The sequence below is a fragment of the Mycobacterium sp. NGS22 genome (genome assembly GCF_059813095.1).
On record NZ_JCALDY010000025.1, the window covers coordinates 35,856 to 50,380 of the forward strand.

The 14,525-nt window shown below is 65.9% G+C and carries 13 protein-coding genes and 1 pseudogene; 6 read left to right on the forward strand and 8 right to left on the reverse strand.

Annotated features, from left to right (window positions below; genetic code table 11):
* Window positions 1–59: 59 nt before the first annotated feature.
* Together AC5Y47_RS20410 and AC5Y47_RS20415 are read right to left on the reverse strand one after the other, a co-directional pair.
* On the reverse strand, window positions 60–1,655 hold the full coding sequence (locus AC5Y47_RS20410) for a Na+/H+ antiporter (RefSeq protein ID WP_499946071.1): 1,596 nt from the start codon (window positions 1,653–1,655) through the stop codon (window positions 60–62).
* A gap of 31 nt (window positions 1,656–1,686) precedes the next feature.
* The gene (locus tag AC5Y47_RS20415) at window positions 1,687–2,802 is read right to left on the reverse strand and encodes a DUF5685 family protein (RefSeq protein ID WP_499946072.1); all 1,116 of its coding nucleotides are present in this window, start codon (window positions 2,800–2,802) and stop codon (window positions 1,687–1,689) included.
* 68 nt (window positions 2,803–2,870) lie between these two features.
* Between AC5Y47_RS20415 and AC5Y47_RS20420 the strand changes: the two genes are divergently transcribed.
* Together AC5Y47_RS20420 and AC5Y47_RS20425 are read left to right on the forward strand one after the other, a co-directional pair.
* Complete coding sequence (locus tag AC5Y47_RS20420; protein ID WP_499946073.1) at window positions 2,871–3,287, forward strand: protease inhibitor I42 family protein; 417 nt, start codon at window positions 2,871–2,873, stop codon at window positions 3,285–3,287.
* A 2-nt stretch (window positions 3,288–3,289) separates the two neighbouring features.
* Window positions 3,290–3,985 carry a mycothiol-dependent nitroreductase Rv2466c family protein gene (locus tag AC5Y47_RS20425; protein WP_499946074.1) on the forward strand — a complete coding sequence of 232 codons (696 nt, stop codon included), beginning with the start codon at window positions 3,290–3,292 and terminating at the stop codon, window positions 3,983–3,985.
* On the opposite strand, the gene AC5Y47_RS20430 is transcribed toward AC5Y47_RS20425, so the two are convergent.
* Both AC5Y47_RS20430 and AC5Y47_RS20435 read right to left on the reverse strand, forming a co-directional pair.
* Window positions 3,965–5,104, reverse strand: a complete 1,140-nt coding sequence (locus tag AC5Y47_RS20430; protein WP_499946075.1) for an acyl-CoA dehydrogenase family protein — start codon at window positions 5,102–5,104, stop codon at window positions 3,965–3,967. The two genes, AC5Y47_RS20425 and AC5Y47_RS20430, sit on opposite strands and share 21 nt — an antisense overlap.
* A 25-nt stretch (window positions 5,105–5,129) precedes the next feature.
* Window positions 5,130–5,651: a TetR/AcrR family transcriptional regulator gene (locus tag AC5Y47_RS20435; RefSeq protein WP_499946098.1), complete on the reverse strand. Its 522-nt coding sequence runs from the start codon at window positions 5,649–5,651 to the stop codon at window positions 5,130–5,132.
* A gap of 71 nt (window positions 5,652–5,722) precedes the next feature.
* On the opposite strand from AC5Y47_RS20435, the gene AC5Y47_RS20440 reads away from it, so the two are divergent.
* The 3 genes from AC5Y47_RS20440 to AC5Y47_RS20450 all read left to right on the forward strand — a co-directional run bounded on the left by AC5Y47_RS20440 (window position 5,723) and on the right by AC5Y47_RS20450 (window position 7,902).
* Window positions 5,723–7,150 carry a serine/threonine-protein kinase gene (locus tag AC5Y47_RS20440; RefSeq protein ID WP_499946076.1) on the forward strand — a complete coding sequence of 476 codons (1,428 nt, stop codon included), beginning with the start codon at window positions 5,723–5,725 and terminating at the stop codon, window positions 7,148–7,150.
* A 139-nt stretch (window positions 7,151–7,289) separates the two neighbouring features.
* Window positions 7,290–7,520, forward strand: a complete 231-nt coding sequence (locus tag AC5Y47_RS20445; protein ID WP_499946077.1) for a FitA-like ribbon-helix-helix domain-containing protein — start codon at window positions 7,290–7,292, stop codon at window positions 7,518–7,520.
* Window positions 7,507–7,902: a type II toxin-antitoxin system VapC family toxin gene (locus AC5Y47_RS20450; RefSeq protein ID WP_499946078.1), complete on the forward strand. Its 396-nt coding sequence runs from the start codon at window positions 7,507–7,509 to the stop codon at window positions 7,900–7,902. The genes AC5Y47_RS20445 and AC5Y47_RS20450 overlap by 14 nt, the downstream gene beginning before the upstream one ends.
* A 24-nt stretch (window positions 7,903–7,926) precedes the next feature.
* On the opposite strand, the gene AC5Y47_RS20455 is transcribed toward AC5Y47_RS20450, so the two are convergent.
* Both AC5Y47_RS20455 and AC5Y47_RS20460 read right to left on the reverse strand, forming a co-directional pair.
* On the reverse strand, window positions 7,927–11,166 hold the full coding sequence (locus tag AC5Y47_RS20455; RefSeq protein WP_499946079.1) for an SNF2-related protein: 3,240 nt from the start codon (window positions 11,164–11,166) through the stop codon (window positions 7,927–7,929).
* Window positions 11,167–11,274: 108 nt separating this feature from the next.
* Window positions 11,275–12,639: an FAD-binding oxidoreductase gene (locus AC5Y47_RS20460; protein ID WP_499946099.1), complete on the reverse strand. Its 1,365-nt coding sequence runs from the start codon at window positions 12,637–12,639 to the stop codon at window positions 11,275–11,277.
* 103 nt (window positions 12,640–12,742) lie between these two features.
* Here AC5Y47_RS20460 and AC5Y47_RS20465 point away from each other — a divergent pair, with 103 nt between their 5' ends.
* Window positions 12,743–14,116 carry a WS/DGAT/MGAT family O-acyltransferase gene (locus tag AC5Y47_RS20465; RefSeq protein ID WP_499946080.1) on the forward strand — a complete coding sequence of 458 codons (1,374 nt, stop codon included), beginning with the start codon at window positions 12,743–12,745 and terminating at the stop codon, window positions 14,114–14,116.
* On the opposite strand, the gene AC5Y47_RS20470 is transcribed toward AC5Y47_RS20465, so the two are convergent.
* Together AC5Y47_RS20470 and AC5Y47_RS20475 are read right to left on the reverse strand one after the other, a co-directional pair.
* On the reverse strand, window positions 14,094–14,228 hold the full coding sequence (locus AC5Y47_RS20470) for a hypothetical protein (protein WP_499946081.1): 135 nt from the start codon (window positions 14,226–14,228) through the stop codon (window positions 14,094–14,096). The genes AC5Y47_RS20465 and AC5Y47_RS20470 overlap by 23 nt on opposite strands.
* Window positions 14,191–14,451: pseudogene (locus AC5Y47_RS20475) on the reverse strand (cytochrome P450); the annotation flags it as partial. The gene AC5Y47_RS20470 and the pseudogene AC5Y47_RS20475, both read right to left, overlap by 38 nt.
* Window positions 14,452–14,525 lie beyond the last annotated feature (74 nt).

Consider the following 14,525-nt stretch of genomic DNA (forward strand, 5'->3'; position numbering starts at 1 on the left):
GCGTGAATCCTACGACGCAGCAGCGGCGTGTTACGCAGCCAGATTCACAGTCGCCGTAGTCAGTCCACGTCGGCCGGGCCGAGCAGTCGCACTTCCTCCAGATCCAGGGCGGCTTGCACTTCGCGCAGCACGATGTCGTCGATCAGGCGTTGGTCACGAAGCTCGGTAAGGGCTTGGCGTTTGCGCTCCAGCACGCGCAGTCGCACGGTACGGATCTGATCACCGGCTTCGGACAGCCTGTTGCTGTCGTCGGAGTCGTCGCCACCGGCCTCGACCAGTAGAGCGTGCTCTTCGTACTCCTTCTGCAGGCGCGCCCGGATCTTCGGTCCGACACCGAGTTCGTCGGTAATCTCCGGTAGCGCCTCCAGCGCCGCTTGGGCGCCGCGGGTACGGGCCAGCTGCAATTCGTCGGCGCGGGCGACGTCTTCGGGCAACCGCGCCCAGCGCACCACGGCGGGCAGGGTGCTGCCCTGAAGGAGCACGGTCACCAGAATCACGAAGGAGACGACGTAGATGATCAGGCTGCGATTGGGGAAGGGGCCGCCGTTGAACGTTTCCAGGGGCACGGCCAGCGCCGCGGCCAGCGACACCGCTCCCCGGAAGCCCGCCCAACTGGTGACGCAGCGCTGCCGGAAGTCCGGCTGCTGAATGTCGCGGTGCAAGCCCTTGTCCAGGGCGCGGCCCAGAAGCGTGGTCAATTCCACCCAGGCGAAGCGCGTCACGATCACCACGGCCGTGACCGCCAGGGCGAGGTAGGTGGCGTGGCGAAGGCCGCCCCCGCCGTCGACGATGGCGTGCACGTCGCCGGGAATCTGCACGCCGATGAACACCCACAGCGAGCCGTTGATCAGGAACGTCGAGATGTCCCAGAAGGCGAACGCCTGCAACCGGGAACGGGCCCGGATCACCCGCGGGCCGACATAGCTGATCACCAGCGCCGACACCAACACCGCGACCACACCGCTGCAGTCGAACTCGACGGCCAGCAGGAACGCCGCGAACGGGGTCAGCACGCTGAGGGCTCCCTCTTCGAGCGGTGCGTCGATGCGGCGACGCAGCAGCGTCACCAGGCCACCGACGATCAATCCGGCGGCGATGCCGCCGAGGTAGGAGTAGACGAATCGACCGGTCAACGCGAGCGGGCTGACCTCGTTGCCGCCGACGGCGACCGAGACCGTGACGCCGAACAGCACCAGCGCGGTGCCGTCGTTGATCAGGCTTTCCCCGCGCAATACGGTCAGCGCGCGGCGCGGCAGTTTCTTCGCCAGGCCGGCCACGGCCGCGGCGTCGGTGGGGGAGAGCACGGCGCCCAGCACCGCCGCCGCGTGTGATTCCATGCCCAGCGCACGCGCCGTCGAGGACACCGCGACCGCGGTGACGATCACCAGGCCGACGCTGGTCATCACGATCGGCCGCATGTTGGCCTTGATCTCGCGGAAGCTGGTGTTCAGGCTCTCCCAGTACAGGATCGCCGGCAGGAACAACAGCAGGACCAGTTCCCCGTCGATGTGAATGTGACCGAACCGCGGGATCAGCCCGAGCAGCGTGCCGAGGAAGATCAGCAGGACCGGGGGGCCGACGCGATAGCGCTGGCCCAGGACGGTGCCGACGACGACGGTGAATACCAGCGCGACGATGACGACAAGCGCAAACACCTGCCCATCCTTGCCTACGGCTCAGCGGCGGCTAGCTGCAGTCACAGCAGTCGCCGCAGTCGCAGCAGCAGCCGTCGCCGTCACAGCAGGAGTCGCAACAGCAATCGCACTCGCAGTCGCAGCAGCAGGCGTCGGTGCACCGGTCCCAGCAGCCGCGCTTCTTCTGCGGCTCGGGCGGCAGCTGACCGGGGGGCGGATAGCCGCCCGGCCCGTACATGCCGTATTGGTTGCCGCCGAAGTTGATGCCGTCCTGCTCGCCGTGTGGGCTTCCGTAGGGGTAGTTGGCCGTCGGGACGGCGCCGGCGAACGTGCGGGAGACCGAGCGGCGCAATTCCTTGGTCAACAGCCGGCGCGGCAGCCGGCCGTCGGTGAAATCGACGTCGGCCAGGGCCAGTTCGATGCCGAGCGCCGCGTCGTCGCACAGCTTGCGGACCTCGGCGACGGGTGTTCCGGTGGCGGCCAACGGATTCCACTTCCCGCGCGCCTGGTCGTCGTGGTAGTCCTCGACCGCGTCGAGCAGGTGCGCCACCCGCCCGAACAGCAGCCCGATCTCACGCAGCGGCGCCTCGTTGGCCGGGCGGCCCGCCAGCACGGCGGTGTGGGCGAACGCGGCGGCCACGGCCGTCTCGGTGGGCTCGGTGACGGCCAGCAGCGAGCTGCCCGGCCCGGCCGTCTCCTCGAGTTCGACCTGCCGGTCCATCGCGGCCACCAGCACACCGGTGTCGAAGCCCAGGGTGTGGCCGGTGTCGGTGCCGCGGCGGACCCAGCTTTCGGCGATGCGCCGCGCGGCCGGCCGGATCGCCGCCACGCCGACCAGGCCGTCGCGGTCGTCGACGTGGTCGCGGACCTTCGCCGCCGCCAGCGCCAACGACACCACCGCCGCCAGGCGCACGCATTCGCCGGTCGCCACGTCGGCACGCTTCATGCCGCGCAGCGGGCACGGCCCGGCGGTGCGGCGGGTGGGCTTGGCCTCGGACTGGGCTTCCACGAGCAGCGAGACGATCAACCCGTCGTAGTTGGTCGCGATCCGCGCCGCCTGCCCGTAGTCGTCGCGCAGCGCCAGGCACAGGCCGCACAGTTGTGCTCGCCAAGCCGCAGTCAGTTCGCCGCCGAGCCGGTGACGGCAGGGCCGAATGATGCCAAACACGGATTGAAGCTACCCGACCAACTGCAGATTTGGGCAGATCTGTGGGCTCACGGCCTAGTGTTCGTCTTATGAGAATCACGCTGCTGGCATTCGCTGCCGCGCTGCTGTTGGTGGGTTGTTCGAGCCCGGGTGCGGCATCGACCAAGACCGTGGAAGTATCCATGGACGATGTTCTGAAGCAAGGCAACATCATTCGTGAGGTCACGCTTCGGACCGGCGACACGCTCACGGTGTCGCTCGGCGCCAACCACAGCACCCCGTACCGGTGGACGCCCGAGCCGAAGATCAGCGACGCCGCGGTCCTGAAGCAGGACAGTCATGAGTATTTCCGCGGCAACACCGACCGCATCGGTGCGCCCGGCACGGAGGTGTGGACGTTCACGGCGGCCAAGGCCGGGAAGACCAGCATCGTCACCAGTTACGGCCCGGTCACCGGCGATGGCGCGCCGTCGTGCACATTCACCGCGAATGTGACGGTGCAATAGCGATGACCGTCGACTTCCACTTCGACCCGATGTGCCCCTTCGCCTACCAGACTTCGCTGTGGATCCGCGAGGTCCGCGCGCAACTCGGGATCACCATCGACTGGCGGTTCTTCAGCCTGGAGGAGATCAACCGTGTCGAGGGCAAAAAGCATCCGTGGGAACGGGATTGGTCCTACGGGTGGTCACTGATGCGGATCGGCGCTTTGTTGCGGCGCACCGGAATGGACCTACTCGATCGTTGGTATGCCGCAATCGGCCATGAGCTGCACACGCTGGGCGGCAAGCCGCACGATCCCGATGTCGCCCGACGACTGCTGGTCTCGATCGGCGCCGAAGCCTCGATTCTCGATGCGGCGCTTGCCGATTCGACGACGCACGACGAGGTGCGTACCGAGCATCAGCGGGTGGTCGATGCCGGCGGGTTCGGGGTGCCGACGTTGTTTATGGACGGGCAGTGCCTGTTCGGGCCGGTGCTGGTCAATCCGCCTGTCGGACAGGAAGCGGTGAAGCTGTGGGACGTGGTCACCGGCATGGCCGAGTTGCCCCACGTCTACGAACTGCAGCGGCCCAAGTCGGCCGCGGACGCCGAGCTGATCGGGCGCAGCCTGCGGCCTTATCTCGACGGGCGCGATTGGGTCAGCATCAATCGCGGCGAGGTCATTGACCTGGAGGGGCTTTCACACCATGGCGAGCGGTGAGATCTTGAGCCCGATTGCCAACGCGCCGGCCAGTTCTCGGCTGGTGTCGTAGTCGAAGATCACGTGCCCGCCCAGCACGTCGACGTCGCGTTTGGCCCGCTGCAACGGGTTGTCGAGGAAGTGCACGCTGCCTCCGGATGCTTCGAGCAGCTGGCCTATCACGGCACGCGACTCCTTGACGACGTGCGCGGCGGCCAGCCGGGCATCGGCTCGTACGGTGCGCGGAACCCGTTCTCCGGCTTGGAGAATCGCTTCGATGCGGCCGATGGTGTCGGCGATCAGCCCGTGTAGAGCACGCAGCCGGACCCTAGCTTCGCCCAACCTGGCCTGCGCTGCCGGTTTGTCTTTCTGCTTGCTGCCCTCGTAGGCGATGACCCGCTCGCCGAGGCGCTCGGCGAACAATTCGACGACCCGCTCGGCCGTGCCCAACGCCGGCATCGACGCCAGAAACGCCAGCGCGGGCACCATCGGCCAGCGGTAGAGCGTCGCGTCGTGCAAGACGGCTCCCGGTGCGGTGCCGCCGTAGATGTCGGTGACTTTGACCAGTCGGTGCTCGGGGACGAACACGTCGGTGATGACGATGTCATTGGATCCGGTGCCGCGCATGCCGTCGGTGTGCCAGACGTCGACGATCTGGTAGTCCTCGGCGGGCAGCAGCGCCAGGGCGGGATAGATCCCGTCGTCCGGGCCGCACAACGCGCCGACGATGGTCCAGTTGCCTTCCATCACACCGGTTGCCCAGGACCAGCGTCCGGCGAGCCGGATACCCCCGTCGACCGGTGTGCCGCGCCCCGTCGGCGCGAGCGGCGACGAGGCCAGGAACGGTTGGCTGGCGAAGCCGTCCTGCTGGGCCTGCTCGCCGAACAGCGCCAGCATCCAGTTGTGCAGGGTGAAGAATCCCGCGGTCCACGCGGTCGACGTGCACCCGTGCGCGAGGCGCCGGACCGGATCGAGGATCCGCTGGAAGTCGGCCTGCCGCCCGCCGTAACGCGCCGGTTTGAGCAGGTCGAAGAGTCCTTCTTCGTTCAGTTCCTTGACGGTCTCGGCAGGTAACCGCCTTAGTTCCTCGGTCTCTTGGGCGCGGCGCCGGATCCGTTCGACGAGGTCCTCGCTGATCATGCAGACACCATACCTTTTGGTATGGTCACCGGCGCAACATGAAGTCCAGGAAGTCCTCGTGGTGCAGCCACTTCTTGGGTGATGGACCGGCCAGGTGCAGCAGGCCGACACCGGCGGCGAACGTGGTGTGGGCACGCAGGTCAGCCTCGTCGTCGTCGAATCCGTACTCGCGGAACGCTTGTCGCACGGCGCTGAGGATTCGACGGTCGGAGGCGTGGACGGCGGCGGCGACGGTCTCGTCGGACCGGGCCCATTCGCGCATCGCCCGCTCCAGCGACCATTGTCTCGGCCGGACCAGCGACGCCATCATCCGGGACAGACGTTCGCGGGGCGGCAGATCGCGCGTTTCTTCGATGTCGCGACGGTCCTGGTCTTTGAGCTGCGCCCACGAGTCGATCAGCGCTTGGCGATAGGCGGCCATGTCGTCGAAGTGCCAGTAGAAGCTGCCTTTGGTGACGTTGAGGCGCGTGCACAGCCGGTCGAGTTTGAGCGCGTTGAGGCCGTCACCCGCAATGATCGCGTAGCCGGCCTGCAACCAGTCGTCCATCGTCAACCGGGTGTTGGTAGCCACGGACCGCAGCCTACGTAGCGTCCCGGAAAAACGGGTAGCCCGGTGGGATGACTAGCTCGGATTCGCGTGTTGGTACCCGGTTTGGGCCTTACCAACTCCGCTCGCTGCTGGGTGCGGGCGGCATGGGCGACGTGTACCGGGCATACGACACCGAGCGGGATCGGATGGTCGCGTTGAAGCTGCTGCGCCGGGAGCTGGCCGACGACCCGTCCTTCCAGGAACGCTTCCGGAAGGAGTGCCGACTGGCGGCGCGGCTGCAGGAACCGCATGTCATCCCGGTGCATGACTTCGGCCAGATCGACGGCGTGCTGTTCATCGACATGCGTCTGGTCAATGGCGGCACGCTGCAGGATCTGCTGCGTTCGCAGGGTGCCCTGGACCCGGTGCAGGCGGCGTCCATCGTGACTCAGGTGGCGTCGGCGCTGGACGCCGCGCACGCCGACGGGTTGGTGCACCGCGACGTCAAACCGGAAAACGTGTTGCTCACCGCCGACAACTTCGCCTACCTCGCGGACTTCGGGATCGCCCACATCGCCGGCGATGCGAACGTCACGGCCACCGGATCGGTGATCGGGTCGCGTCTCTACATGGCGCCCGAACGCTTCAGCGGCGACCGGGTCGGGCCGCAGACCGACGTCTACTCGCTGACGTGCGTGCTGTACGAATGCCTCACCGGCCGGCCGCCGTTCGAGGAGTCCGAAGTGATTGCGGCACATCTGATGTCGCCGCCGCCGAGACCGAGCATCATGCGCCGCGGGATCGACCGCGCGTTCGACGGGATCGTGGCCACCGGTATGGCCAAACAACCCGCGGCACGGTTCGGTTCGGCAGGGGAGTTGGCGGCGGCGGTGCGCGCGGCGGCCGGGTCCGGTATGGCTCCCGTCGGGCCGAGCCCGCCCACACCTACCCGGCCGTTTTCGGTCCGGTACCCGAATCCGGAGGACAGTGGCTACAGCCCGTATCCTTCGGCGCCGGCTCCGGTTGTGGCCGGTCGACCCAGTCGGGTTCCCGTGCTGGTCGGGGGTTTTGCGGCGGTGATGTTGTTCGTCGCGGCGGTGCTGGCTGTGGTGCTGGCGTTCGGGAGCCGACCCGCGCGCGAGGCTGCCGGGCCCGTTTCGGCCGCGCCGACGACACCGTCGCTGTCCCAGCCCGTCGACGGAGCCGACGGCTTGGGATTCATCGGCCACACCGCCCGCTGTGATCCGGGCAATCCGCCTGCCGCTGTGCTGCGCACCGCCCAGTCGCTGGTGGTGGTCTGTCAGAGCGGACCGCAGAGTTACTACTACCGCGGGGAGCGGATCAGCGACGGCGCCAACATCGAACTCGGCAATGCGGTGCGCACATCCGGCGGGTTCGACGTCACCAATCCGGCCAACGGTGTGCGCTACGAGATTCGCCCGCAACGACTTACGATCCTCAGCGGCAGCCACGTGGACTCCGCGGAACCCGTATTGCAGTACGCCACAGGGGTTTAACGTTTTTGGGACCCTGCACCGGGTGTCACATCCGTCACTGCAGTCACCGGCGTAAAGCGTTTTCTCGAATGCCCGCCTCTCAGCGACAACAGGTTTGTGGTGACTTGCGTTATAGCGCCAGTAGCGCCAAAGTGGCGCCATGCCCAGCGTGCAGATCAAAGACGTCCCGGAAAGCACTCACCGAGTCCTGCGTGAACGCGCGGCGCGTGCACATCAGTCGCTTCAGGAATATCTTTTGACTCGCTTGATTGACGAGGCGAATCGCCCCACGCTGGATGAGGTTTTTGACCGGGTGACCAAGCACAGTGGTGGACGGGTATCGGTCAAGGCCGCCGTGGAGCACATCCGGGCCGACCGTGATCGTCGTTGATGCCAGTGTCTTGGCTGTAGCGCTGGGCGACGACGGGGATGACGGCGAGCGCTGCCGGCACCGGATAGTGGGCGAAACAATATTCGCCCCCGAACTCGTTGACCTCGAAGTGGTTTCGGTATGGCGTCGGCACGTTTGCGCCAAACTGATGACAGCGCGGCGGGCTTCGGCTGCGGTCGCAGACCTGGCGGATTTGCCGCTGCGTCGTTCCACTCATCAGCCGTTGCTACCGCGCATCTGGGAACTGCGGCACGTCGTCCCACCCTACGACGCTGCGTACGTTGCGCTGGCCGAGCAGTTGGATGCACTACTGGTTACTGGTGATGCCCGCCTGTCACGTGCGTCCGGAGTGCGGTGTGCGGTCGAGGTTGTAGTCGGCTGAGGCGCTCAACCCGTCGGGCGCGGCTCACGCAAGCAATCCGCGGATGTCGTCGGCGGTAAGCGCGGAGCCGAACGCGTTACCGTCGTCGATCACGCTGGCGAAAAGTTTGGCTTTGCGGGCGTTGAGGGCGACCACCTTGTCCTCGATGGTGTCGTGGGCAATGAGGCGGTACGCCATGACGTTACGGGTCTGACCGATGCGATGGGTGCGGTCGATTGCCTGGGCCTCGGTGGCCGGATTCCACCACGGGTCGAGCAGAAAGCAGTAGTCGGCCTCGGTGAGGTTCAGACCGAATCCGCCGGCCTTCAGGCTGATCAGGAAAACCGGTGCGTCTCCGTCCTTGAACCGCTGCACGACTGCTGCCCGCTGACGTGTTCGCCCGTCCAGATAGCAGTAGTCGATGCCCTCAGCGTCAAGGCGATCGCGGACCATGGCCAGAAACCGGGTGAACTGACTGAAGACGAGTGCCCGGTGGCCACCGTCGGCGACGTCGCGCAGCTGCTCGGTCAGCAGTTCGATCTTCGCGCTCGCCAGCCCCTCTTGAGCCGGGTCGACCAGCCCGGGATGCAGGGCCATCTGTCGCAGCACGGTCAACGACTTAAGGATGGTGAATCGGTTCTGCTGCATGTCATCGAGCAGGCCGAGCACCTTCTGCCGCTCTCGTTGCAGTCGCTTGTTGTAGAGGGCGCGGTGCCTGGGCGGCAGCTCGATCTGAAGGATCTGCTCTTGTTTTGCCGGCAGCTCGGCAGCCACGAGCTCCTTCTTTCGGCGTTTGACCAGAGGTTTGATGCGACGACGGAACAGAGCCAACAGCTCTGGGTCCCCGGTCTTTTCGATCGGCTTGGCAAAGAAGTCGGCGAATGTCGTCGGGTTGGGGAACAGTCCAGGAGCGGTGATCGACAGCAGCGACCACAGCTCCATGAGGTTGTTCTCTAGCGGAGTTCCGGTGATCGCCAGCTTGAACGGCGCGGTCAACTTGCGAGCACACTGGTAGGTCTTGGCGTGACGGTTCTTCACGAATTGGGCCTCGTCCAAAATCAGGCCGGACCAGGCCGTCTTGGCGTAGGCGTCGAAGTCCAGTCGAAATAGCGTGTAAGAGGTGACCACGATGTGCGCGCCGGCCGCCAGTTCTTCGAGGTCGGCACCGGAGCGGCGCAGCGTGTCAGAGACAGGCACCACGGTCAGGTCGGGCGCGAACCGCGCTGCCTCGGTCGCCCAGTTCGCGACCACACTGGCCGGCGCTACCACCAGAAACGGCGCCATGTGCGGATTCTGTTGACGGACATGACAAATCAACGCCAGCGACTGGATGGTCTTGCCCAGACCCATGTCATCGGCGAGGATCCCGCCGAGACCATGTGCATACAGAGTCGCCAACCAGGCGAACCCATCGGCTTGATAGGGCCTGAGCGCGGCATGCAGGCTGCTTGGCGGCGTCACCGGTCTCAGGCCGTTCAGCGCGCGCAGCCCCTCGGTCTGACGGCGCCACTCGTCGGCCTGGCGCGACACGACTCCGAGCTCGGCGAGTTCGTCGAACAACCCGACCTGGAATCGGCTGATCCGGGGTGGTCCGTCCTCGGCGTCGGTGAGTGCACGGGCCTCTTCGATGAGCTCGCGCAGCTTCACCAGCTCCGGTTTGTCCAGCGCGAAGTAGGCACCGCCGGGAAGCAGGAGGTGCGACTGCCCCGACGCGAGCGCGGTGAACACGCTCGCAAACGAAACCTGTTTTCCTTCGATGCTGATCGTGACACCAAGGTCGAACCAGTCCGTCTCACCGGCCGTCGCGTCCGTCGTCACCGCGATGACCAGGGAGCCGCTCGCCTCTCGGTAATCCACCTGGTCGCCGAACACCTCCAGCGCGACGTCGGGTAGCTCGGCCAGCAACGGTTGAATTTCGGTGGCGAACCGCATGGTTTCGAGGCCGGACAACCTCACGCCGGTGATCAGCGTTCCTTCGGCGGTGCGCAGCCCCACTTGCTCCACCGGAGCTTCGATGCTGCAGGCGAGCATGTTCTCCGCTTCCAGATCGCGATAACCCAGGTGTTCGGATGCGCCGATCGGCACGCGAAAGTCGTTGTCGCTTATCCGGTATAACCACTCCCAGGTCAGTTCGAGCTCATGCTCAGGCTGGTAGTCGGCGCGCAGGACCAGCGTCGGCCCAATGATCTCCGGCAGTATGAACGACTCGTCCGATGACGTCACCGTGGTGATTTGGCGCAATCTCGGGTAGTAGTCTGCGGCGAAGCGCGGTCCCTGGTCGGCGGGAACTATCAGGGCTTCAGCGCCGAGTGCCATGCGCTGCAACGCTTCCGGTGCCGGCTTTTCCAGCCGGGCCAGACACAATCCGTTGTCGTCGTATACCACGCCATGACCAGACGAGCCGATGAACGCCAGCGGCTGCCCCGTGACGCCGCCGACCCGAAGCACGGGTTCGACGGCGAGATCGCCCGTCTCGCCGACCGTGACGTCCAAGCACATCAGCGCATTCGCGGACACCGGTACATCCTGTTGAGTCCCACCCTGGATCAGCCGCACCCCGGCTTGGCGTGCCTCGTCCAGCAGCGGCCACAGCTGCGGTGATCCGAAGTGCGACAGCGAGATTGACTTCGCGTCGCTGTGGGCATAGCTTCTGTACGAATAGCTGTAATAGCCAGCGGAATGCGAGATCGACGATCGATAGGTCGCATAGAGCTGTCGCAACACCCCTACCTGAGTGTCGGAATAGCCGAAGCCGCCTAACACGTGCAGCCTTGCCCAGCTCAGATCCCCGGCCACCCAGCGGCCGCGCTTTCCCTGGCGAACGAGTCGTGCGTCCAGGGTCTGCCACGGCCCGTTCGCCGTCAGGGTCAGCTCGATCGCCAGCGGCGTCCCGGTGTTGTCGTCTGTCGAAACCGCGGGCAGCAGTGCATCCAGTGAGTGTTGCCACGCCGCCTGGTTCGTACGGTGGGCACCTGGCATTGCAGCCTCCGCTACGGCGATGGCGAGTGCTGCGACGTGCTTACAGGACAGGTGTACGGGGCAACTGCAGAACCCGTATTGGACGCCCCAGATATCGGCGTCTCGCGGCCGAAGCTGCACCAAGGTTGCGTAGGTGCGGCCCTGGCTACCTCGCACACTTCCGGCAAGGTTCTGCAGCTCTGGGTCCCACGCGCAATTCAGCACCCGACCCTCATTTGCATAGGCCTGCCCGCGGGCGTAGGCAGGCTCGCCAACCAGCTTGAGCGCGCTGGCAAGGTCGATCGAGGGATACTTTCGTGACTGCATGCCCGCACGGTAACGACACGGTCTGACAAGTAGGTCGAGGCATGCCGCGTGACAGCCGGAAATGGTGCAGATGAGGTTGAAGAGGTTTTGGCCTGCGATGTGGCGATGTTATTCGTTTCCGAACACAACCCCCGGGTTGAGGATCCCCGCCGGGTCGAAGCTCTCTTTGATACGCCGCAACAGCGCGACCTTGGCCGGATCTTCGAGCCTCACAAAGTAGGGCGTCTTGGCGCGGCCCAGCCCGTGCTCACCGGAGATCGCACCGCCCAATTGCATTGCCAGCGCGAAGGTGTCGGTCATCAGCTGCTTTCGCTTCGCGCCGTCCTTGCACAGTATCGCCAGATGCACATTGCCGTCCCCGGCATGCCCGCACCCGGCCACGGCGGCACCGGCGGCGGCCGCGAGATCGCGTGCAGCGGCGAGGAATTCGGGCATGGCACCGCGCGGCACGACGGTGTCGACGATGTCGTCGGCACCGATCGCCTTGGCCGTCCAGAACGCCCTTTCGCGGGCCTCGATCAACCGGCGCGCCGCACCGCCGCCGAGCACATAGGCGTCGACCGCGCCCAATTCGGCGAGCAGTTCACCCGTCCGCTGCACATCTTCGTCCAGCCGATCCAGCGTCCGGTTCTCCAGTGCCACAACCAGATACGCCTGACAACTGTCGCGGATCTGGTCGGGTATGCCCAGCTCGAGGTTCTGAGTATGGATGATCGCGGCCATGGTCATGTTGTCGATGTATTCGAGAATGTAGGGCGCCAATCCGCCAGCCAACACGGCAGGCACCGCCGTCATCACCTGGCCGAGATCGGCGAAAGGAGCGAGCACGGTGGCGCTGTGGTCGAGCTTCGGATGCAGTTTGACGATGATCTCGGTGGCCAGCGCCAGCGTGCCCTCGGAGCCGACAATGAGCTGGGTCAGGTCGTAGCCGGTGGACACCTTGGCGATCTTGCCGCCAGTGCGGATGATCTCACCCGTCGGCAACACTGCCTGCAGACCGAGGATGTTGTGCCGGGCGACCCCGTACTTGACCGCCCGCATCCCGCCGGCGTTGGTGCCGACGTTGCCGCCGACGCTCGACGACAACTCGCCCGGGTACACCATGTAGCGCAGGCCGGTTCCCTCGGTGGCGGCGTCCAGTTCGGTCAGCGTGACCCCGGGCTGGACGACGGCGACCTGGTTGGTGGTGTCGACCTCCAGGACCTTGTTCATCCGCTCGAACGAGATCACCAAGCCGTCGGGGTGCGGGCGTGCGGCGCCGGACAGACCGGACCCGGACCCTCGGGCCGTCACCGGGACCTTGTGCTCGCCCGCAGTTTTCAGTAGTTCGGCGACTTCGTCGGCGGTGAGCGGCTTCGCGACATACAAAGGCTTGATCGGCGGTAGCGACAATTCCTCGTCGTGCGAGTAGTCCTCGGGAATCGCGTCGCCGGTCAGCAAATTGTGGTCGCCGACGATCTGCGCCAACCGCATCGCAATGTCACCCACAGCACCACAATCTATCGTTCGTTCGTCCCGTCGAGTTGAGGACTTCCGGCCCTGACCCCGGCGGCCTTCGAGGCGAATAGTGAGCCGCATGGAGCGATTGTCAGCCTTGGATGCAGCTTTCCTCGAAGTCGAAGACTCCGATCCACACGTCAGTCTGGCGATCGGCGGTGTGTCGATCATGGAAGGACCCGCACCGAGCTTCGACGAATTCGTCGCCGCCTTTTCCGAGCGGGCGCAGAGCATTCCGCGTTGCACCCAAGTGCTGCATACACATTCGCTCGACCTCGGTTCGCCCGAGTGGGTGGACGATCCGCATTTCGACATCTCCCGGCACCTGCATCACGTGGCGTTGCCGCAGCCCGGCGGCGACGAGGAACTGTTCGAGGTGATCGCCAGTGTGATGGAGCACCGGCTGGACCGGGACCGTCCGCTGTGGGACTGCTTCGTCATCGAGGGTCTGCGCGAAGACCGGTGGGCCGTGCTGACCAAGCTGCACCATTGCATCGCCGACGGCATCGCCACCACTCGCATGCTGGCCAAATTCAGCGACGACGGCGACATGGCGTCGTTCGCCACCGACATCCGCGCCGCCAAGGAACCCGAGCAGCGTGGATTCTGGCGGCCCAGCCTCAACCCGCTGAACTGGGCGCGCGGCGCATTCGGCGCGGTTGCTAGTGCCGAACATATGGCGGTGGGTGCTCTCGAGCTGACGGCCAACCTGTTCAACTCCGCGCCGCGGACGTCGTTGAGCGGACCCGTCACGGCGATGCGGCGGTTCAATGCCGCGCGGGCAAGACTGTCCGATCTGCACGAGGTAACCCAGGCGTTCGACGTGACGCTCAACGACGTGGCGCTGGCGGCCATCACGCACGGCTACCGGCGGGTGCTGCTCGACCGCGGCGAACATCCCGCACGCAACTCCCTGCGCACACTGGTGCCGGTCTCGGTGCGCGGCATGAATCACTTCGACATGACCGACAACCAGGTGTCGGCGATGCTGCCGCTGCTGCCGGTGGACGAGGACGACCCGGTGACGCAGCTGGAGCTGGTGCACGACCGATTGACAGCGGCCAAGGGCAGCGGACAGCGCGAGGGCGGCAACGCGCTGTTCTCGGCCGCCCGAAATGTGCCGTTTGCGTTGTCGGCGTGGATGGTTCGGTTGCTGAGTCGGCTGCCGCAACGTTCCGTGGTCGCGTTGGCGACCAACGTCCCCGGTCCGCGGGTCGAGCAGAAGCTGCTCGGGCGTCGGGTGCTGGAGATGTTGCCGATCCCGCCGATCGCGCTGCAATTGCGCACCGGCGTCGCGATGGTCAGCTACGCCGACAACTTCGTCTTCGGCATCACCGGTGACTACGACACCGCGCCCGACGTGTCGGCGCTGGCGGCCGGGATCGAGGAGGGTGTCGCGCGGCTGGTCGCGGCGAGCCGACGGCTGCGGGTCAAGCGCGGGGCTGCGGTGTGAAGGTGACCGACAGTCTGGCCAGCCCGGTCATGCTCGGGTTGCCGAGGTAGTGCTCGACGTCGTCTTCGGCTACGCGCCGGTTGACCTGCGGGTCGTGGCACGCCCATCTCATCCTGGCAGTCGATGCCGTCTGTGGAGTCGGGCTCGTATTTGTGGGCGAAGGTGTCGCCGGCTCGTGCCGCCTGGCTGACGGCCTGATAGCTGGACAGGAACCAGAAACCGCCGTAGTTGCGGTTGTAGGCGACCGGGCATTTGTGTCTTCGCTCGGCGCTGATGTTGAGTTCGTTGAGGTTGAAATCCTCTGAGTGGTGGTCGAAGTCGACCGTGGCGTCAGGGCGCGCTGCCGTCGAAAGCCTCTTGGGTCTTCAGGTCGCATGCCGGCTATTAGGCTATCTTTGCGTTATTGCGC